The following is an 18,693-nucleotide window of genomic DNA, read 5'->3' on the forward strand; positions in this document are numbered from 1 at the left end:
CTTTCTCAACAACCTCACTAGCCGTGAACGGCTGGCTGCGAATTCCCGTTATTTTTTTGTTTTGGACTCCGCCACTTCCGAGTCTCGGTTGTTGCCGGGCTGGGACTTTTTGCCGTTGTTGTTGGCATTGTCTCGGGACATTGGGACGCCTCCTTCCGGGATTTGGGATCGCCCGTAGTGTGTCCGATCCGCCTTGCAGCCATACATGAAACCGTACGCTATGCCCACTCCGCCAACAAGCGGTCAATTAACCGTATGAGATCGGCGGCCCGGTTCGGCGCCTTCGCCGCCCCGTTCAGCAGATCGAGCAGCGCGATTAGATCGGCCAGCTTGGACTTCAGCTCCCACCGTTCGGGCAGCACCCCGCCCGCCTGCACGTAGCCGCGGATAAAATGACGCTCGAACTCGGAGCCCGGCGGTTCATAGCGCAGCATATTGCCGATGTCCACCAGCGGCGGACCGGCAAAGGCAAATTCCCAGTCCAGCACAGCCGTTACCTCGTACCCTCCGGAACCGTCCGGCGCCAGCAGCACGTTCCGACCGTTAAAGTCGGAGTGGATCAAGGAATATACCTCCGGCTGCTCCTCCAACAGTCCGGCATGGCGCCTGCACAACGCCCATAGCGTTTCGGTCCGGCGGGGACCGAGCAGACGGCCGGCCTCGCCGTGCATCAAGCTCTGCTCCGCGAAGCCGGTGAACATCGCCTCGTCCAGCCGCATCGGCGTGCGGATCTCCAGCTCCGGGCCGAGGAGACCGGCCTCCGGAAACGGAAAAGCATGCACGCGTGCCAGCGTTCTGCCGAGCACCGCCGCCGCACAAGCGAGCTCTTCTTGAGAGGCGGTCGGCCGCAGGGACGACAGCAGCTCCCCAGCATGCCATTCAAGCAATGCCCAAGGTCGCGGAAAGCGGGTAGACGAGGCATCTGTGAAAAGGAAGGCCGGGACCGGAACGGCGGACCGGACCAGCCGGGCAATGGCCTCCTCCTTGCGAAGAATGTCCGCGTCGCCCCGATAAATGCGAAGCACATAGGGCCGCTCCTCCCCGCGCATGCGTATTTTATAATTCGAATTGCTCAACCCTGTTCCGAGCGAATGCGCGAACTCGACGGACCTTCCGGGGAACGCCGGCTCCAACAGCCCGTTCAGCTCCGCCAGACTTAAGCGCACGAACGGCTCTCCCCGCTCCCAACCGGCTTTCTCCCACCATCCGTCCTCTCCCGGTGCAGCGTTCTGCCGCGAATCCTTCATACCGCCACGGCTCCTCTCCCCGTTAATGCTCCAACGCAGACCGGCTCGGCTGCCTTAAGCTCCCGCCAGCTTCTTGAGCTCCTCGGCTTCGTTCGGATCTTTGGCGACCAGCTTGTCCACCCACGCTTGATCCGTCTTGCCCTGCTTCTGCAGCGCCGCCACATACCAGCGCGCGATATACCGCTGCACCGAGGAATCCAGGTTGTCCGATAAGGCCGGGCGCAGGATGTCCGCCGCTTCGGCATACTTGCCTTGGTCGTAGGATATTCTTCCCAATACCAAGAGCATCGGTTTCGAGATCTCAAATGGAGGCACGCTGATCGAAGACGGAATCGATTTCAGCGATTCCCGCTTTTCCTGCACGTGCTGATAAATGCCGACGGCTTTTTGATAATACGCGTCTCGTTCCGCCGGCTTCTTCCCCTCTCCCGCAGCGTACCCCAGCTCGTACGTAAGCACCATCGCCCGTTCGTACCACATCATATCCCACGGATATTTCGAGATCGACTCGCTCGCGATCGCCAGTGCCTGCTGGGCATTATCCTGAACCGCCCATTGATACCGGTTCTCGTGGATGCCATGCGCATAAGGCTCGTTGTCCATATACCGGGCGGCAAGCTGCTGGGCCTCCTGCAAATACTGCTTGTCCTTCGTCTGGTTGTACACGTCGTTCAGGATCCGAATCTTCAGCAGCGCGTAATCCGCATTGGTCGAATGAAGCTCCATGGCGTTATCGATGAAGCCGACAAACTTTTCCAGTTGGACGGATTCCTGCGAAAGCTCGTTGTACGCCTTGCCCGCTTCGGTGTTCGCTTTCAGCAGTCGAATTGATACGACGAGCATGCACAAGCTGAGCAGCAGGACGAACCCCGGGTAAATCCATTTCGCTTTTCCCGATGTGATCGGCAGCTCTTGATCCTTGGTCCCCGGCAGAGCAGCGCCCGCCAGCAGTCCTCCCAGGCCTATAAAGACAAGAGCGGACAAATAGCCGTAGCTTAAATCGAAGTCCATGAAGCTGTGGGCAAGGATGGCAACCAGCACGATGAAATAAACGAAATGCCGCCTTCCGTCCTCCGTCTCGTGATGCTGGATCACATGACGCACGTAAAAGTACACGATACAGCCGATAAAAGTAAACAGCAGCAGCGCGCCGCCCCAGCCGATATCCGTCAAGGTCTGGAACAAAAAGTTATGCGCCTGGTTCGAGGCATAGCCGTAGCTTTGGTGCGATTGATACAGCGCGGCCCATGCCCCGCCGCCTTTCCCGAACAACGGCGCTTCGTTTACGATTTGCATCGCATCCTTGTAAAAATACCCCCGCTCCTGCACGCTGTGCTGCTGGAAGTTGATGCTTGCAATCCGCTGCTGCAGATTTTCGGGCAGCAGGTTCAGCACCCACTGGCTGTTCAGCACGACCGCGATGCCGATGCCGCCGACCAGCAGGATCACCAGCGGGAACCAGAGCCGGGCATAGCGGAGCTTGAATTTTTCCTCCAGCTTCCGGACCGCCGGAGGCACGTATTTGTGAATGACCGCCGACAGCAGCGCCACCACCATCGATCCGGCCGCCAATTGCAGCCAAGCCTGCGCGGACAGCGCTGCGTTCGAGGTCTTGAACAATTCCGCTCCGATCCGCGTACTCGGCCCGGACAGGATGAAGGCAGCGGCAGCCGCGATGCCCAGATTGAGGATCATGACGATTTGCCCGGACAAGCGGATGAAAGGCAGCAAAGCGAGCAGCACGACCGGCAGCAGCACGAGACCGCCTCGGGATAAAGTCAAGATGAGAGACAGCAGAGCCGGCGCCAAAATTAAGGCGTTTCCTGCGGCCGCGGCCCATTTGGAGGAAGAGGCGATCATATACAGCGCGCCCAAGATGATGGCAATCAGATAGGCGGCATAAGAGTTGGCGTAAGTAAAAGAAGACGTTAGGCGCATGCCGTTGCTGTCGGCTATGATGACGCCATGGGCTTGGATATTGCCATACCAGACCAGCAGCCCGTAGATGACGAGCGCGTACCCCGAATACAGAATGCCGTACTGAACGAGGGCCGCCCCTTTTTTGTTCCGGGCCAGCACCCAGCTGATGACAAAAAACGCCGCATACATGAGCTCGGCGTACAATCCTTGCAGGGCCAAGTACATGGACGCCGGGCGGGTCAACACGGGAATGAGATAAGCGAGCGGAATGAGCCATACCGCCAGCAGCAGCAGCATGTCCCGCTTGCCGGTCGCTTTAAACGAAGTCATTAAAAACAGCGAAGTCAGGAACAAAGCGATGTAAACAAAAATATAGGAGCTGTACAGCGGGAAGTTGTAGAAGATGTTGTTCCCCGGCTTGGCTTCGTAGGAGAACATCAGAAACAATCCCTGATGAAACGGGGCGATGAACAGAAACAACAGGACGAATCCGAGCACCAAATAGAAAAGCAGCGACCCCTTTTCCTGCTCCCGGCTTTCCAGCCACTGCTTTCTTGAAACATAAGGCGTATTCATTACGACTATTCAACTCCGTCTGTATGATGGGAAAAGGCGGCAAATGCCCATTCTCCCCCATTCATTAGACGCGCCAAATCTGGATAATGTTTCTATACCAACTCCGCATTTCATCATTTTCCCGGACAGCGCATAGGTTGAACTAGAACAAGTATGCAAGCGAAAGGGGCGTGAGCCATGAAAACCCGGGAACACGGGTTCAAGCTCGGAGTGCTCGTTTATCTGCTCGCTTGGTTCGTCGGAAGCTTCTGGATGACAGGCGCCATCCGCAGCGGCAGCGTCACGCATTGGCTTGGGGTCAAGCTTCTTCCCCCCGTTACGGAGTACGCTTACTATGCGCTTGCCGGAGCGATCGGAGGCACCATGTACGCCATGCGCTTGTTCTTCGAATATTACGACAGCATGACCCCGCGCTGGTATTGGTGGTACCTGCTTCGTCCAATCAAGTGCGCCGGGGCGGCCATGATGACGATCGTTCTGTTCAAAAGCGGCATTATGCTGCTCCAGACCGGCGACTCGATGGAAGCGAAGATCGGCATCGCATTTCTCGTCGGATTCGGCTTCGGCAAGCTGATGGATAAGCTGCGGACGCTGACGGAGGCGCTGTTCAACGGCCATAGCAACGGCGGCAAATCGGGGGACGACTCGCCCAAATGAGCTTCTTCAGGGTGCCAAGGGCAGCGAAGCGTGAATATTCTAGCATATCATGACCCGGAAGGAGGTGCCTGAGCAGATGGATAGCCAATCTCCGATCGAATCGCTGCGAACTCAACTGCCTTCGAGAACGGTGGAGAACAAAATTTACATCGGGGAATTCACTTACGGTCATCCGGATATCCGGTCTTGGGGCGAGAGCAGCATTCTGATCATCGGCAAGTTTTGCTCCATTGCGGACAAAGTGACGATTTTTCTCGGCGGAGAGCACCGGCCCGATTGGGTAACGACGTATCCGTTCAACTCCTTGATGCCCAAGTACTCCTTCATTACGGGGCATCCGAAAACCAAAGGAAACGTAACCATCGGGCATGACGTCTGGCTCGCCTCGGGGGCGACAATTTTGTCGGGGGTTACGGTCGGGCATGGAGCAGTTGTTGGAGCGGGCGCCGTCGTCAGCAAGAACGTTCCTCCGTACGCTATCGTGGCGGGAAACCCGGCTAAAGTCATCAAGTACCGGTTTCCCGAAGCGACGATTCAGCGCTTGCTTCGCATCGAATGGTGGAGCTGGCCGCTGGACAAAATCGAACGGGCCGTCCCCTTGCTGCTGTCGGGCGACATGGATGCTTTTCTCCGCTATTGCGATACGGCCGACTAGCCGCTGGTGAATCAGATCCCGGCCAGCTTGAGCACATTCAGCAGCTTGTCGGTATCGACGACGATATTGTCCGCGCCTACGGCGGGCTTGGGCGGGTATTCGATGTCGCACACGACCTCGTAATAATCGACGCCGGCATGGCGGCATATTTTCCAAAAATAGTTGTCCACGACCGTACGCGGCGACAGCTCGATAAGCTTCGCTCCGGGAGGACAGAAGGTGATGTTGATATTGCTGCTGCCGAACGGAGCGACAACCACGCTGGCGGAGGAGTAGATCGCGATCTTATCCTGCATGGTCAGCGGCGTCGGAACGATCTTCGTAAATCCTTTCCCGCTCAGGACGCTCATCACTTCATCCTCGTTGATGACAAACCTCGCCGCAGCGTCCTGCCGGCTGACATAGATCCGTTCATAGCCGCCGGCTTGCCCGGCGGCTCGCCCTTCTCCCAGCCGCTGGCGCAGAAACTGGTATGCCCATCTCGGACTTTTTCCTACCATTAAGGGAACTGCAGGCACGACCAGCTTGCTGGCCACCAAGTGAAAATCGCTTCGGTCGACCTGAATCAGCTTATGCATCGGAAAGCCGAGCATGCTGAGAGACTCGTACTGAAACGGATGATGCAGCATGCCGATCAAGTATTTGTCGATCGGAATGCCGCTTTGCTCAAGCAAATGAAGGCGCGGCAGGATATCGTAGAACCAATGACCGTACACGGCTTGGGTAAAAATGCCTTTCTCGGGCATATTCCATCCCCAGATCAACGTGGCTACCGTTTCCGCTAAGTGTACCGGAGGCGGCAGCAACCTTCCGTCATGCTCCGGGCAATACAGCTCCACATCGAGCAGCCGCTTGTTGTTCGGGGTGACCACGTAGCCGTTCCCGGTCATGACGCGTCCGTTCGGGACGACGGCGACGAAGGCCGGATCGAAATGACACTCGCTTCCCCAGCGCGGAGGATCGAATCCGCCAGGAGCCTCAAGATGAAGCGTCTCCCCGGGATAGATCGGCTTGTAAAATTCCGGCACGAGGCTTCGGTCAAAGGCTGTGCAGTCCATCACCCAATCGATGGTTTTGTTGTAGACTTGATCGGGGATTGCGTACATCTTTTTTCTCGCCTCCCATTCTTCGTTATCATGCGGATGCCGACTCGTTAGACTCCGCCGGTATAGTGCGCGATAAGCTCATCCTGACGGTCCAGCACCGCACGGAATGCCGGAGGGCACCCCTTCGGGAACAGGACGCCGAGGCCGTTGGAGTGAGGGAACTGGAGATGCGGATGTTCGCCGATGAGCTTCTCCCACAAACGGTACACACCGAAATCGCCCAGCCGGACAACAATATCGTGAAACAAAACGATACCGTTCTCCGCCAGCTTCGGGTACCACGTCGCATAATCGTGCAGTACCGCATCATACGTATGGTAGCCGTCAATGTGCAGCAGATCGACCGAACCGTCGGGAAACCCGGCCAGGGCCTGGTCGAAATTGCAGCGAACCAGATAGCCGATGCCCGGAAATTCCCGGAGCGTCACGGATTGCACGGCCTCATAGATATGATCGCCGCCATAATAGCCGGTATGCGGATCGCCTTGCCACGTATCGACGGCGAAGCAGCGGGCAGGCAAATTCCCGTCCTTGACCGCCTGGCAAAAGCTGAAGAAGGAAGTGCCGTAAAACGTGCCCAGTTCCGCAATAAGACGCGGCTTGGCAAAGCGCACAAGATCGTAAGCGAAACGGCGGTGGCCGGACCATGCGCCGTTCGTCATATAGGTTAACGGCAGCTCGGGGGCGTGATCCGCGGCAAACCGTACAGGATGATATTTCCAATCCATCGAATAAACCACCGCCTTGAGGAAAATCCCGATACAACCTGCGGGTATGTCTTATTCTATGTCCAACTCATCCGGCCGGGATGGGCAGGTAAATAAGGGGAAAGACACATTTTGAACCGATTTCCCTTTCATTGACTTGAAACGGACCGTATCATACAATGGGAGTGCATGACCGAACCGGCCAGAGCCTGGAAGCGGCCATGCTTTTTTTATTGGGGAATGAGTTCCAGGGATGAGAGGTGTGCTGATGGAAACCGCAAGAGAAGCGATCCTGTCCATTCGCGGCTTGCGAATGATGTATGGAGACCGCTACGTGCTCAGAGGAATCGATCTTGACGTGTATCCGGGACAAATCATCGGATATATCGGGCCGAACGGCGCGGGCAAAAGCACCACGATCAAAACGATGCTCGGCCTCGTGGAGGGCTACACCGGAGAAATCCGTATTTTCGGCAAGGACATCTCGGACGGCAGTGTGGACTATAAGCAGCGGATCGGGTATGTGCCCGAAACGGCCGAAGTGTACGACGCCCTGACGGCGAAAGAATATTTAACCTTTATCGGCAATCTGTACGGACTGGAGGACGAGCAGGCGGAATGGAAAGCCAAACGGCTGATCGACCTGTTCGGGCTGGAGGACGCGTATAACGCGCGGATCGTTTCGTATTCCAAAGGCATGCGCCAAAAGGTGCTGCTCATCTCCAGCCTGCTGCACAACCCGGACATTTTGTTTTTGGACGAGCCCTTGAGCGGCCTGGATGCCAACAGCGTCATGGTGGTGAAAGAAATTTTGGCGCAGCTGGCCGCAAAGGGCAAGACGATCTTCTATTCCTCGCACATCATGGATGTGGTCGAAAAGATCAGCAACCGCATCGTGCTGCTGGACGGCGGCGAAATCGTGGCGGACGGAAGCTTCGACGAGTTGAGGACACAAAGCCGGGAAGGATCACTCGAAGAGATTTTCAACCGGCTGACGGGCTTCCATGAGCATAAAGAGATCGCGGAACGATTCGTCTCCGTCGTGCAAGAGGTGTAGGCGATGAAGGAATTCGTATCGCTTAAGGTGCTGGACCGGTTCAGCACCCTGTTCGAGAGGCTGGGCGTCGATTACCCGTTGATGCGCAAAATTTTGCAGATCAAGCTAACGATCGACGGACGCCGGATGCCTACCATTTTCAATCAGTCCGCCAAAAAGAACGGGCAGGAGACGGGCGATCAGAACAATTTCGTGAAGTCTCTTGGCTTGTATGCCTTGATGGGGCTGATTATGGTCCCCTTCGTCGTAATGGGCGACAACTATATGTTCCAGATGAGCTTTGTGTTCGGCCTGCTGATGTTCCTGGTCATGACTTCTTTGATTTCCGACTTTTCTACCGTTCTGCTCGATATCCGGGACCGGAACATTATCGCCTCGAAGCCGGTCAACCGGCGGACGATCGGCATGGCGAAGACGCTGCATATTTTACTTTATTTGTTCTTTCTGACCGGGGCGCTCTGTGCTGCGCCGATGATTGCGGCAATCGTCAAGCATGGCGTTTTGTTTTTTTTGCTGTTTGTGGTCGAAATCGTGCTGACGGACGTGCTGATCGTCGTTGTGACGGCCTTTTTGTATATGCTGATTCTGAAGTTTTTCGACGGGGAAAAGCTGAAGGACATGATCAACAATGTGCAGATCATCCTGTCCATCGCGATTACCGTCGGCTATCAATTCATCGGAAGGTCGTTCGACCTCATGCAGCTTCAGGTCGTATTCGAGCCGAAATGGTGGCAGGCGTTGATTCCTCCCCTGTGGTACGGGGCAACGTTCGAATGGCTGCTGCGCGGTCAGGCGACCCCGCATTTCATCGTCTTTACGCTGCTGGCGTTCGTCACGCCGATCGTTTCGATTCTGCTCTACACGAACCTGGTGCCCTTCTTCGAGCGCAGCTTGCAGAAGCTGGCGAACGAAAGCGCGAAAAAAGGCAGGGAGCACAGCCGGTGGCTGAATGCGGTTTCCAGGTTCGTTTGCTCCGGCCGGGAAGAGCGCACCTTTTTCCGGTTCGGCTCGCTGATGATGGGCAACGAAAGGGAGTTCAAGCTCAAGGTATATCCTTCGTTAGGGTTCTCGATCGTGTTTCCGTTCATTTTCTTTTTCAACGTACTGCGGGCCCAGCCCTTCAGCGAGATCGCAGCGAGCAAATGGTATCTGAACATTTATTTCTGCGCGCTGCTCATTCCGACCGTCATCATGATGCTGCGGTACTCCGGCAAGCACAAGGGCTCGTGGCTCTACAAAACGATGCCGCTGCCAAGTCCGGCGCCTATTTTCCGGGGGACGATCAAAGCGTTCCTCGTCCGGCTGTTTATGCCCGTGTACCTGATCGAGAGCGCTATTTTTATCGCGCTGTTCGGGGTGCGCATCGTTCCGGATTTAATCGTCGTCGCTCTGAGCGTGCTGCTGTACACGGTATTTTGCTTCCTTACCTTCCGCAAGGCGCTGCCGTTCTCGGAGTCCTTCGAGGCGGTGAAGCAGAATGACGGCCTCGTTGTCTTGCTGCTTCTGCTGCTTCTCGCTCTGTTCGCGGGCGTTCATCTGGCCAGCACGTTCGTCACCGGCGGGGTCTACGCGTATATGGCGCTGCTGGTCGTGCTGAATGCCGTGGTCTGGCGGAAAGGGTTCGCCATCTCGTGGGATGCCTTACGGGACAAAGGATGAGCACGAGCCGGACTTCGGGCATGAAAAGAACCTCCGTTTCCACGATATCGGTGGATTCGGAGGCTCTTTTGCTGACGCCGACGCCTGCCCTTTGCGTGGAAGCGGTGCGATTACCGGGAGTGCCGAAAAATTAGAGGAACTGCGATGCGCTATCGCAGCCAATCAGCCGTTTGCTCGGACCATAGAGGATGTGAGGTGCGCTAATCACGTCCCCCGAGGCAGCATGAACATTTTTCGACACGATTAAGTCACTTTTTGTTCCGCTATGCTTCGATGACGGGGCCAAAAGCGCCTCTTTACGCATCGTAGTTCCTCTATGCTCGAATAGGGCCTCCAAATGATTCGGACCTTCGTCGATTGCGCATTTGCTACAGAACGCAACCGGGATTGTTGGCGACCTCACCCAGCCTGATTGCGCGAAGAATCGCCTACCTTACCGCGGACTCACGCTCTCCCGCACGATCAGCTCCGTGTCCAGCATGAGCCGGTGACTCACCTTGCGGCCTTCGAGCAAGTCGATCAGCATCTGGGCGGCCTGATACCCCATCTCGTATTTGTTCTGGTTTACGGTCGTAAGCGCCGGCGAACAGTACGCCGTCACGTCGATATTGTCGAAGCCGACGACGGAAATTTGCCCGGGTACTTGAAGCCCCAACCCGCGGACGGCCTGCAAAGCTCCGAGCGCCATCAGGTCGCTGATGCAGAACAGCGCCGTGATGTCCGGCTGCTGCGCCAGCAGCCTGTACACCGCTTCTTTGGCTCCTGACTCGGAGAAGGAGCCGTCCATGACGAGCGACTCGTCGAACGGGATACCGAAACGCTCCAGCGCCTGCTTGTACCCTGTCAGCCGCTGCACGCTGACGTCCGCCTGGGAATGGCCGTTGATGACGCCGATTTTGCGGTGGCCCGCTTCCAGCAAATAGCTGACGGCACGATTCGCGCCGCCGACGTTATCAGAGGTCACATACCCGACGTTCGGCCCCTCCAGCGGAATGTCGATGAGCACGCAAGGAATTTGGGACGAAACGACTTCCTTCAAATACTCGTCGTCCAGGCGGATGCCCATAATAATGACGCCGTCTACGCCGCGCTCCTGGCACAGCGTTTTGTACGATTTGATTTTTTGCTTTTGCGGCGTCGTGCTAAACAGCACGAGATCGTAATCGAGCTCTCCCGCCCGGTCGTTCATGCCGCACAAGATTTCAAATGCGATATTGTCCTTCGAGCTGGCCCGCGTCACGTTGGACAGCAGCAGACCGAGCGTTTTCGTTTTCTTCGAGATCAGCGAGCGGGCAGCCATATTCGGGCTGTACCCAAGCCCTTGCGCAATATCCTTAATCTTCCGGCGCGTAACTTCATTGACGTCGTCATACCCGTTCAGCGCCCGCGATACGGTTGTGACGGACACGCCTGCCGCCTTGGCGATATCTTTAATCGTAACCATGTTCTCTCCTCCGAAACGTTTTGAATCTATATTTTTATGTTGTTGGCAGCCGTAAAAAAATATTTGCTAAAAAAAGCAGTTGTAAATGCTTTCAGCTTGCAATATAATCAAGTATATCGTATCCAAAACGTTTTGGAAAGAGGATTTTCCTTTCTTTTGCAGAGAAGAAATATTTTTTTATCGGTTTTCCGAAACGTTTCGGATAACTCTTATACAGTGAGGTGACCGCATTGGATTATCGAATCATCAAAGAAAACGATCTCTTCCTCTACTCCGACAAGGACGGCGATATTCCGCAAGGTCATCCGTCCGGCTTCGGGCTGTACACCAAGGACACCCGCTTTCTGAGCCGGCTGGAAATTACCATCAACGGCCAAAAGCCGGTGCTGCTGTCCTCCGCGGCGGATGCGAACTACATATCTGTCATCCGGCTGACGAATCCGCATATGGAGCAGAACGGCGAGCTGATTCTGTGGCGGGAATCCGTCGAGATCGAGCGCACGCGGTTTATTTACGAAGGCGGGCTCTACGAAACCTTCCGCCTGACCAGCTATTATCCGAAGCCGATCGAGTTCGACTTCTCGGTGCTGGCCGACGCCGATTTTGCGGATATGTTCACGGTACGCGGCTTTCAGCACGGCGAGACCGGCCATAAGACGGGAACGCAGAGGCAGAACGGCGGGCTGACGATCGGCTACGCCGGCGCGGACCATGTCGCCCGGGAAACCAGTATCGCTTGGCAGCCGCAGGAAAGCTTCGTCGATGAGGCGACGAACACCGTCGGCTTCCGGGTTCGTCTCGATCACCGCGAGAGCCGGGAAATCACGTTCTTCGTCGCACCGTTCGTGAACGGAGAAGGCCCCCGGTTTTACGACCCGCAGGTGGCGATGGCGAAGCTCGAAGCGAGCTATACCGATTGGAACGCCGGATCGACGGCCGTCCGCAGCGACAACGCCGCGTTCGACAAGCTGTTTCACCGGGGAGTGCAGGACCTGCGCGTGCTGCTGACCGATGTCGGCTACGGACCGTTCCCGGTGGCCGGGCTTCCGTGGTATTCGGTTCCATTCGGCCGCGACAGCCTGATCGCCGCGCTGCAGATGCTTTCGCTGAACTCGCAGGCGGCCAAGGGCACCCTGCTCACGATGGCCGCTTACCAAGGTCAGAACGAAGATCCTTGGCGGGACGAAACGCCGGGCAAAATTATGCACGAAATCCGCTACGGCGAGCTGGCGGGCGCCGGGATGGTGCCGTTCGCCCCGTATTACGGAACGATTGACGCGACGCCGCTCTTCCTGATGCTGGCCGCGGAATATTACCACTGGACGAACGACCTCGCGCTGATCGAGCAGCTGATGCCGAACCTCGAAGCGGCGCTCGCCTGGATCGAGCGTTACGGCGACCGGGATGGCGACGGCTTCGTGGAATATTTTCAGGAATCTTCCAAAGGCATCGCCAACCAAGGCTGGAAAGATTCAGCCGACTCCGTCGTCCATCGCAGCGGGGATTACGGCCAGGCGCCGATCGCGCTCGTCGAAGTGCAGGGATACGTGTATCAGGCGAAAACGCGCCTCGCTCCGATCTTCCGCGCAATCGGCCGCAGCGGCGACGCCGACCGGCTGGAACAAGAAGCGGCTATGCTCCGGGAGCGGTTCGAGCAGTCGTTCTGGATGGAAGACGAGCAGTATTACGCCATTGCGCTGGACCGGGACAAACGGCAGGTGCAGTCGGTGACCTCGAACACCGGTCATGTTCTGATGTCCGGCATCGCGTCGCCGGAGCGGGCCCGCGCCGTCGCATCGCGGCTCGTCGCAGGCGATATGTTCGGCGGCTACGGCATCCGCACGATGAGTACCGGCTCCTCCGGGTACAACCCGATGAGCTACCATAACGGCAGCGTGTGGCCGCACGACAACTCCCTCTGCCTGCTCGGACTTAGCCTCGGCGGCTTCGAGACCGAAGCGTTGAAGGTGATGCAGGGGCTGATGAAGGCGGCGGAAGGCTTCGAATATGCCAGACTGCCGGAGCTGTTCTGCGGTTATTCCGATGAACTCGGGCATCCCGTACCTTATCCGGTCGCCTGCTCGCCGCAGGCCTGGGCCGCGGGCACGCCGCTGACGTTCCTGCAGACGATGCTGGGCATCCGTCCGAATGCGCTGACCGCAACGATCGAGCTGCGGCCGCTGCTGCTCCCCGGCATAAACGAGCTGGAAGTGACAAACCTGCGCATCGGCCAAGGAACGCTGCATTTACGGGTCAGCAGAACCGGAGACGCCGCTGTGCCGTATCAAGTGGACATTTTGGAAAATTATACAGGGTATCAAGTTCTTATTCCACCATTTGAGGAGGATGTTGTGAAATGAAAAAATCGCTATCCGTCATTCTCTCCGTAGGTCTGGCTTCCAGCATGGTGCTGGCGGGCTGCGCCAAAGAAGAAGCCAAGCCGGTCCCTGCCGGCGATGCGCCGAAAAGCGGCGAGCCTGTCACCGTAACGCTGGCCGGCTGGGGTTCGTCGCCAGAGGAGCAGGATTTGCTCAAGCAGACGATTCAAGAGTTCGAAAGCAAGCATCCGAACGTCAAAGTAAAATACGAAGTGATCGCCGACCAGTACATGGACGTCATCAAAACCCGGCTCATCGGCGGCGAAGGCCCCGATGTATTTTATCTGGATGCGTTCGAAGCTCCGGCTCTGATCGAGAAGGGCGTCATCGAGCCGCTCGACGGCTACGTGAAGCCTGAATTCGACGTGGCCGACTTCGAAGAGCCGCTGTTGAACGCGTTCAAGGTCGGCGGCAAAACGTACGGCTTCCCGAAAGACTCCTCCACGCTGGCCATGTTCTACAACAAGAAGCATTTCGAAGAGGCAGGCATTACCAAGCCGCCGGCCACGTGGGAAGAGCTGCAGGACGCCGCGAAAAAGCTGACCAAAACCGAAAGCGGCAAAACCGTCCGCTTCGGCTTCGGCGTCGCTCCCGAGCTGGCACGGCAAATGTACATGGCGCAGGCTTTCGGCGGCAAGGTGTCCGACGACAAAGGCAACGCCGCTTTCGCTTCTCCGGAAGCGCTCAAAGGGCTGCAGCTCGTCGTCGACCTGCACAATAAGGATAAATCGTCCGGCGAGCCGAAGGAAGTCGGCGCAGGCTGGGGCGGCGAGATGTTCGGCCAAGGCAAAGCGTCCATCGTCTTCGAAGGCAACTGGGCGATTCCGTTCCTGAACAACAACTATAAAGATCTTCAGTACGCTACCGCTGAGCTGCCGACAGTAAACGGCAAAAAAGGCACGATGGCCTTCACGGTCGCCTATGTCATGAACAAGGCGTCCAAGAAAAAAGAAGCTTCCTGGGAGTTGATTTCGTACCTGACCGGCAAGGAAGGTATGAAAACGTGGACCAGCAAAGGGTTCGCCCTGCCGACGCGCAAATCCGTCGCGAAGGAGCTCGGCTACGACAAGGATCCGCTGCGCGGCGCCCTGGTCGCAGGCTCGGCTTATGCGACGCCATGGCAAGCAGGACCGACACTGCCGACGGTTATGAACAATTTCAACAACCAGTTCCTCGACGCGTTCCTGGGAAAATCCTCGCTGGAAGACGCGATGAAAAAAGCGCAGGAAACCGCCAACAAAGAGATTGCCGCCGGCAAGTAACGAAGCTGAACCGGGAGGGGCTTCCCCTCCCTTCATCCACTTAAAAAGCGGGGGACGTCATCCTGTTCAGTCTGACACAGCTCCCCTGCCTCTTTTGAAAGGGAGGTTTCCCTATGGCAAGCCGTTCGGTTTGGAAGCGGAAGCTGAGAAGCACGATAACCGGCTATTTGTTTTTGCTCCCTACTCTGCTGGTTATCGGCACGTTTTTGTTTTTACCTGTCTTTTATTCGCTCTTCCTGTCGTTTCATAAAGTGAATCTGCTGGGCGACGTCAGCTACAAGTTTATCGGATTCAGCAACTTCGAACGGATGGCGCAGGACGAACGGGCATGGATCGCGCTGAAAAACACCGCCTCCTTCGCCCTCTTTGTTGTGCCGCTGCAAACGGCGCTGGCGCTCGGACTCGCGACCATTTTGAATGCAAAGCTGAAATTTCGGAATTTTTTCCGCATCGTCTTTTTCATGCCGACCGTGACCTCATCCGCCGTGCTGACGCTCATTTTCATGTGGATCTATAATTCCAACGGGCTGCTCAACCAGGCGCTGCAAGCGATCGGACTGCCCGGCTACAACTGGCTTGGCGACCCCGCCGTCGCGCTCAAGGGGATCATGCTGATGAACATCTGGTCGACGGCACCGTTCTTCATGGTCGTCTTTCTCGCGGCGCTGCAGGACATCCCGGATGCGCTCTACGAGTCCGCGATGCTGGACGGAGCGGGCGCGTGGAAACGATTCACCGCGATCACGCTGCCGATGCTGAAGCCGGCGACCTTCTTCACCGTCGTCATGGGCATCATCGGAACGTTCCAGTTGTTCGACCAGTCGTACATTTTCTCGGCGGGGTCCGGGGGGCCGAACAACTCCACGCTGACCGTGGCGCTGCTGATTTACCAGTACGCATTCAAAAATTTGGACTTCGGCTACGCCTCCGCGCTCGCCATCGTGCTGGCTCTGGTCATCATGATCGCGACGCTGCTGCAGCGGAAGCTGTTCGCCGAAGAGAAGCTGAACTGAGGAGGCCGAGACGATGGCTAAACAGCCGAAACCGTGGATCAAGTACGTCATTTACGCACTGCTGTTCCTGTACGCTGCGGTAACGATGGTGCCGTTCCTGTGGGCGCTCTCCTCCTCGTTCAAGACGCTGGAAGAGATTGTTGCCGGGGGCATAAACTTTATTCCCAAGCATTTTACGCTGCAAAACTATTACGATATTTTCGTCCGCGAGCCGCTGTTCATCCGCTGGATGTCCAACAGTGCCCTGATCGCGGTCGTGGCGACGGTCTGCAACATTTTGTTCAACTCGATGGCCGGCTATGCGCTTGCGCGCATCGATTTCATAGGCAACAAAGTGATGTTCCTCATCATCTTGGGCGTGCAGATGATTCCGGGCCAGCTCACGATCGTGCCTGCGTACCTGATCATGAAAGAGCTCGGATGGCTGAATTCGTACGCCGCGCTGACGGTACCGATGATGGCCAACGCCACGTTCACGTTCATGATGCGTCAGTTCTTCATCAACTTCCCGAAGGAGCTGGAGGAAGCGTCGCAGCTCGACGGGCTGAGCCGCTTCGGCATCTTCTTCCGCATCGCGCTGCCGCTGGCCGTTCCGGCGCTCGCCGCGCAGATGATCTTCGTGTTCATGGGCGCCTGGAACGAGTTCCTGAAGCCGCTTATGTTCGTTTCCGACAAGTCGATGTTCACGCTGACGCTCGGCCTGAACACCTTTAAAGGCCAGTACATCAGCTACTGGAACTATATCATGGCCGCGTCGATGGTATTTACGCTGCCTGCGCTGCTCATCTACGCCTTTTTCAACCGGTTCTTCATCAAAGGCATTACGTTTACGGGCAGCAAGTAAGATCGCACAAAAACATAAGCCGACAATTAGCGCTCTCTAGCCGGGACGATTCGGTTCCTTGGGAGAGCGCTGTTTTTTTTCCTTGCCGACCTCTCCCCTCCAATCTTCTCATAACGGAAGAAAATACTTCCTGATCATTGATTTATATAACATTTCATTGATTAGGCAAGTAGCCGTGCGCATCGTATCCCTTTTAAGATAAAGACAGATCGACAATACACAGGAAAGGGTGGTCCGTTTGAAACAAACCGCGGCAGCGGTCCCTGAGGATCGTCCGGCGGCCAAGCCGGGGAAGACGAAGGTCGCGGCCTGGCTCAAGCAATGGGATTTGCAGCTTATGGTGCTGCCCGCGCTCGTCTTGATTTTGATTTTCAGCTATTTCCCGATGTACGGCGTGATCATCGCATTTCAAGATTATTCGGTGTTTAAAGGATTCTCGGCCAGCCCGTGGGCAGGCTTCAAGCATTTCGTCGATTTTTTCCAAGCGCCCGAGCTTGGGGTCGTGATGCGAAACACCATTGTCATCAGCTTCCTGAAGCTTGCCATCGGCTTTCCGGCACCGATCATTCTCGCGATTCTGCTGAACGAAGTCAAAAATATGTTCTTCAAGCGCGTCGTGCAGACGGTCAGCTACTTGCCGTATTTCCTGTCTTGGGTCATCGTCGCCAACTTCGTGATCTCTCTGCTTTCGACCGATAATGGAAGCGTAAACATTCTTCTCCAAAAAATCGGGGTCATCGACGAACCGATTCCCTACTTATCGGTTACGGAATATTTCTGGACCATTCTCGTCACGACGAACGTATGGAAAGAGATTGGCTTTGCCTCCATCGTATACTTGGCTGCAATCGCTTCCATCGACCCTCATCTGTACGAATCCGCCGCCATCGACGGGGCGAGCCGTTTTCGCATGACTTATTTGATAACGTTTCCATGCATTTTGCCGGTCGTGATGATCTTCTCCATTCTGGCTATCGGCAACTTGCTGAACGCGGGCTTCGAGGACTTGCTGCTGCTGGGCGTCAACCCGGCGCTGCGCGACGTATCGGAGGTTCTGGACACGTACGTGTACCGGATGGGGATTACGTTAAACCGCTATTCGTTCGCGACAGCCGTCGGCTTGTTTAAGGCCATCGTCAGCGTCGGCCTGCTGACTCTTGCGAACTATCTCGCGAGACGAACCGGCAACAGCTTGTGGTAAGGAGGATGTATTGATGAAGCTGGCATTGGAAGATCGCGTCTTTAGCATCGTTATCCATATTGCGCTGCTCTTTCTGGCCTTCGTAACGTTCTATCCGTTCTGGAACTCCGCGGTCATCTCGTTCAACCTCGGTTCGGACACCAGTCTCGGCGGCATCACGTTCTGGCCCAGAGTTTTCACGTTGGAAAATTACCAAGTTGTGTTAAAGGACGTTAAAATATTGAAAGGCTTCGGCGTTTCCATCGCCCGTACGCTCGTCGGCACCTTCCTGACGATTGCGGCGACGTCCATCTTCGCTTACGGCATGTCCCGCAAGGAGCTGGTCGGCCGGGGTTATTACATGACCTTCTGCATTATCACGCTTTATTTCGGCGGCGGTTTGATTCCGACCTACCTGCTGATTCGCGGTCTCGGCCTGTTCGATTCGTTCTGGGTATTCGTCATTCCGTCGATCATCAGCGTATGGAGCATGATCATCTTCCGGACGTTTTTCCGCGAAATTCCGGCCGGGCTCGAAGATGCGGCACGGATTGATGGCTGCGGCTACTGGGGCACGTTCCTGCGCGTCGTGCTGCCGCTGTCCGGCCCGGTCGTCGCCACGCTCTCGCTGTTCACGGCGATCGCTCACTGGAACGACTGGTTCGTTGCTTCCATCTATATCAACAATCAGGATCTGCTACCGGTGCAGGCGCTGCTGAAGCAGACGCTCGATTCCAATATCGCTTCCGAGCTGACTCAGGACTCGGCGGCTCAAAGCTTCCTCGCCAAGCGACAATCGTATACGACCAAGTCGCTGACGATGGCTACCATGATGGTCACGACGGTTCCGATCATTCTCGTCTATCCGTTCTTGCAGCGGTATTTCGTCAAGGGCGTGCTGGTCGGTTCCTTGAAAGAATAGTCCGGGCTTCAAAGCGCACCGCTTTAAGCATAGCTTGAAATGACAATGGGAAAGGGGCTATACAGA

General features: G+C 56.3%; 15 protein-coding genes. 10 read left to right on the forward strand and 5 right to left on the reverse strand.

The window, feature by feature from the left end:
• Window positions 1-218: 218 nt before the first annotated feature.
• A complete protein-coding gene (locus NI000_RS23855) occupies window positions 219-1,247 on the reverse strand; it encodes a phosphotransferase family protein (protein ID WP_253413891.1) in 1,029 nt (342 codons plus the stop codon).
• Between the two features lie 54 nt (window positions 1,248-1,301).
• Window positions 1,302-3,743 carry an O-antigen ligase family protein gene (locus NI000_RS23860; RefSeq protein WP_253413892.1) on the reverse strand — a complete coding sequence of 814 codons (2,442 nt, stop codon included), beginning with the start codon at window positions 3,741-3,743 and terminating at the stop codon, window positions 1,302-1,304.
• Window positions 3,744-3,920: 177 nt separating this feature from the next.
• Here NI000_RS23860 and NI000_RS23865 point away from each other — a divergent pair, with 177 nt between their 5' ends.
• Window positions 3,921-4,400 (forward strand): hypothetical protein, encoded by a 480-nt coding sequence (locus NI000_RS23865; RefSeq protein WP_253413893.1) that lies wholly within the window; start codon window positions 3,921-3,923, stop codon window positions 4,398-4,400.
• Window positions 4,401-4,476: 76 nt separating this feature from the next.
• Window positions 4,477-5,055, forward strand: coding sequence for a CatB-related O-acetyltransferase (locus NI000_RS23870; protein WP_253413894.1), 579 nt, complete (start codon window positions 4,477-4,479; stop codon window positions 5,053-5,055).
• Between the two features lie 11 nt (window positions 5,056-5,066).
• On the opposite strand, the gene NI000_RS23875 is transcribed toward NI000_RS23870, so the two are convergent.
• Together NI000_RS23875 and NI000_RS23880 are read right to left on the reverse strand one after the other, a co-directional pair.
• Entirely contained in the window at window positions 5,067-6,161 is a 1,095-nt protein-coding gene (locus tag NI000_RS23875; RefSeq protein ID WP_253413895.1) for a glycosyltransferase family 61 protein, read from the reverse strand.
• A gap of 47 nt (window positions 6,162-6,208) precedes the next feature.
• On the reverse strand, window positions 6,209-6,889 hold the full coding sequence (locus NI000_RS23880) for a class I SAM-dependent methyltransferase (RefSeq protein ID WP_253413896.1): 681 nt from the start codon (window positions 6,887-6,889) through the stop codon (window positions 6,209-6,211).
• Between the two features lie 247 nt (window positions 6,890-7,136).
• Here NI000_RS23880 and NI000_RS23885 point away from each other — a divergent pair, with 247 nt between their 5' ends.
• Window positions 7,137-7,925 carry an ABC transporter ATP-binding protein gene (locus tag NI000_RS23885; RefSeq protein ID WP_253413897.1) on the forward strand — a complete coding sequence of 263 codons (789 nt, stop codon included), beginning with the start codon at window positions 7,137-7,139 and terminating at the stop codon, window positions 7,923-7,925.
• 3 nt (window positions 7,926-7,928) lie between these two features.
• Window positions 7,929-9,584: a hypothetical protein gene (locus tag NI000_RS23890; protein ID WP_253413898.1), complete on the forward strand. Its 1,656-nt coding sequence runs from the start codon at window positions 7,929-7,931 to the stop codon at window positions 9,582-9,584.
• A gap of 433 nt (window positions 9,585-10,017) precedes the next feature.
• Here NI000_RS23890 and NI000_RS23895 read toward each other — a convergent pair whose 3' ends face one another.
• Window positions 10,018-11,028: a LacI family DNA-binding transcriptional regulator gene (locus NI000_RS23895; protein ID WP_253413899.1), complete on the reverse strand. Its 1,011-nt coding sequence runs from the start codon at window positions 11,026-11,028 to the stop codon at window positions 10,018-10,020.
• 230 nt (window positions 11,029-11,258) lie between these two features.
• Here NI000_RS23895 and NI000_RS23900 point away from each other — a divergent pair, with 230 nt between their 5' ends.
• The 6 genes from NI000_RS23900 (at window position 11,259) to NI000_RS23925 (ending at window position 18,627) form a co-directional block, all read left to right on the forward strand.
• Window positions 11,259-13,388: an amylo-alpha-1,6-glucosidase gene (locus tag NI000_RS23900; RefSeq protein ID WP_253413900.1), complete on the forward strand. Its 2,130-nt coding sequence runs from the start codon at window positions 11,259-11,261 to the stop codon at window positions 13,386-13,388.
• Complete coding sequence (locus NI000_RS23905) at window positions 13,385-14,668, forward strand: ABC transporter substrate-binding protein (protein WP_253413901.1); 1,284 nt, start codon at window positions 13,385-13,387, stop codon at window positions 14,666-14,668. The genes NI000_RS23900 and NI000_RS23905 overlap by 4 nt, the downstream gene beginning before the upstream one ends.
• A 113-nt stretch (window positions 14,669-14,781) precedes the next feature.
• Complete coding sequence (locus NI000_RS23910; RefSeq protein WP_253413902.1) at window positions 14,782-15,681, forward strand: carbohydrate ABC transporter permease; 900 nt, start codon at window positions 14,782-14,784, stop codon at window positions 15,679-15,681.
• Between the two features lie 13 nt (window positions 15,682-15,694).
• Window positions 15,695-16,525, forward strand: coding sequence for a carbohydrate ABC transporter permease (locus NI000_RS23915; RefSeq protein ID WP_253413903.1), 831 nt, complete (start codon window positions 15,695-15,697; stop codon window positions 16,523-16,525).
• 337 nt (window positions 16,526-16,862) lie between these two features.
• On the forward strand, window positions 16,863-17,726 hold the full coding sequence (locus tag NI000_RS23920; protein WP_253414000.1) for an ABC transporter permease: 864 nt from the start codon (window positions 16,863-16,865) through the stop codon (window positions 17,724-17,726).
• Between the two features lie 13 nt (window positions 17,727-17,739).
• Window positions 17,740-18,627: a carbohydrate ABC transporter permease gene (locus NI000_RS23925; protein ID WP_375540998.1), complete on the forward strand. Its 888-nt coding sequence runs from the start codon at window positions 17,740-17,742 to the stop codon at window positions 18,625-18,627.
• Window positions 18,628-18,693: the final 66 nt, after the last annotated feature.

This window comes from Paenibacillus tyrphae (assembly GCF_024158745.1).
Lineage (GTDB): Bacteria > Bacillota > Bacilli > Paenibacillales > NBRC-103111 > Paenibacillus_G > Paenibacillus_G tyrfis_A.

Coding starts and splice junctions, on each gene's coding strand:
- NI000_RS23855 (WP_253413891.1), bottom strand. CDS start 1,247: ATGAAGGATTCGCGGCAGAACGCTGCACCGGGAGAGGACGGATGGTGG.
- NI000_RS23860 (WP_253413892.1), bottom strand. CDS start 3,743: ATGAATACGCCTTATGTTTCAAGAAAGCAGTGGCTGGAAAGCCGGGAG.
- NI000_RS23865 (WP_253413893.1), top strand. CDS start 3,921: ATGAAAACCCGGGAACACGGGTTCAAGCTCGGAGTGCTCGTTTATCTG.
- NI000_RS23870 (WP_253413894.1), top strand. CDS start 4,477: ATGGATAGCCAATCTCCGATCGAATCGCTGCGAACTCAACTGCCTTCG.
- NI000_RS23875 (WP_253413895.1), bottom strand. CDS start 6,161: ATGTACGCAATCCCCGATCAAGTCTACAACAAAACCATCGATTGGGTG.
- NI000_RS23880 (WP_253413896.1), bottom strand. CDS start 6,889: ATGGATTGGAAATATCATCCTGTACGGTTTGCCGCGGATCACGCCCCC.
- NI000_RS23885 (WP_253413897.1), top strand. CDS start 7,137: ATGGAAACCGCAAGAGAAGCGATCCTGTCCATTCGCGGCTTGCGAATG.
- NI000_RS23890 (WP_253413898.1), top strand. CDS start 7,929: ATGAAGGAATTCGTATCGCTTAAGGTGCTGGACCGGTTCAGCACCCTG.
- NI000_RS23895 (WP_253413899.1), bottom strand. CDS start 11,028: ATGGTTACGATTAAAGATATCGCCAAGGCGGCAGGCGTGTCCGTCACA.
- NI000_RS23905 (WP_253413901.1), top strand. CDS start 13,385: ATGAAAAAATCGCTATCCGTCATTCTCTCCGTAGGTCTGGCTTCCAGC.
- NI000_RS23910 (WP_253413902.1), top strand. CDS start 14,782: ATGGCAAGCCGTTCGGTTTGGAAGCGGAAGCTGAGAAGCACGATAACC.
- NI000_RS23915 (WP_253413903.1), top strand. CDS start 15,695: ATGGCTAAACAGCCGAAACCGTGGATCAAGTACGTCATTTACGCACTG.
- NI000_RS23920 (WP_253414000.1), top strand. CDS start 16,863: ATGGTGCTGCCCGCGCTCGTCTTGATTTTGATTTTCAGCTATTTCCCG.
- NI000_RS23925 (WP_375540998.1), top strand. CDS start 17,740: ATGAAGCTGGCATTGGAAGATCGCGTCTTTAGCATCGTTATCCATATT.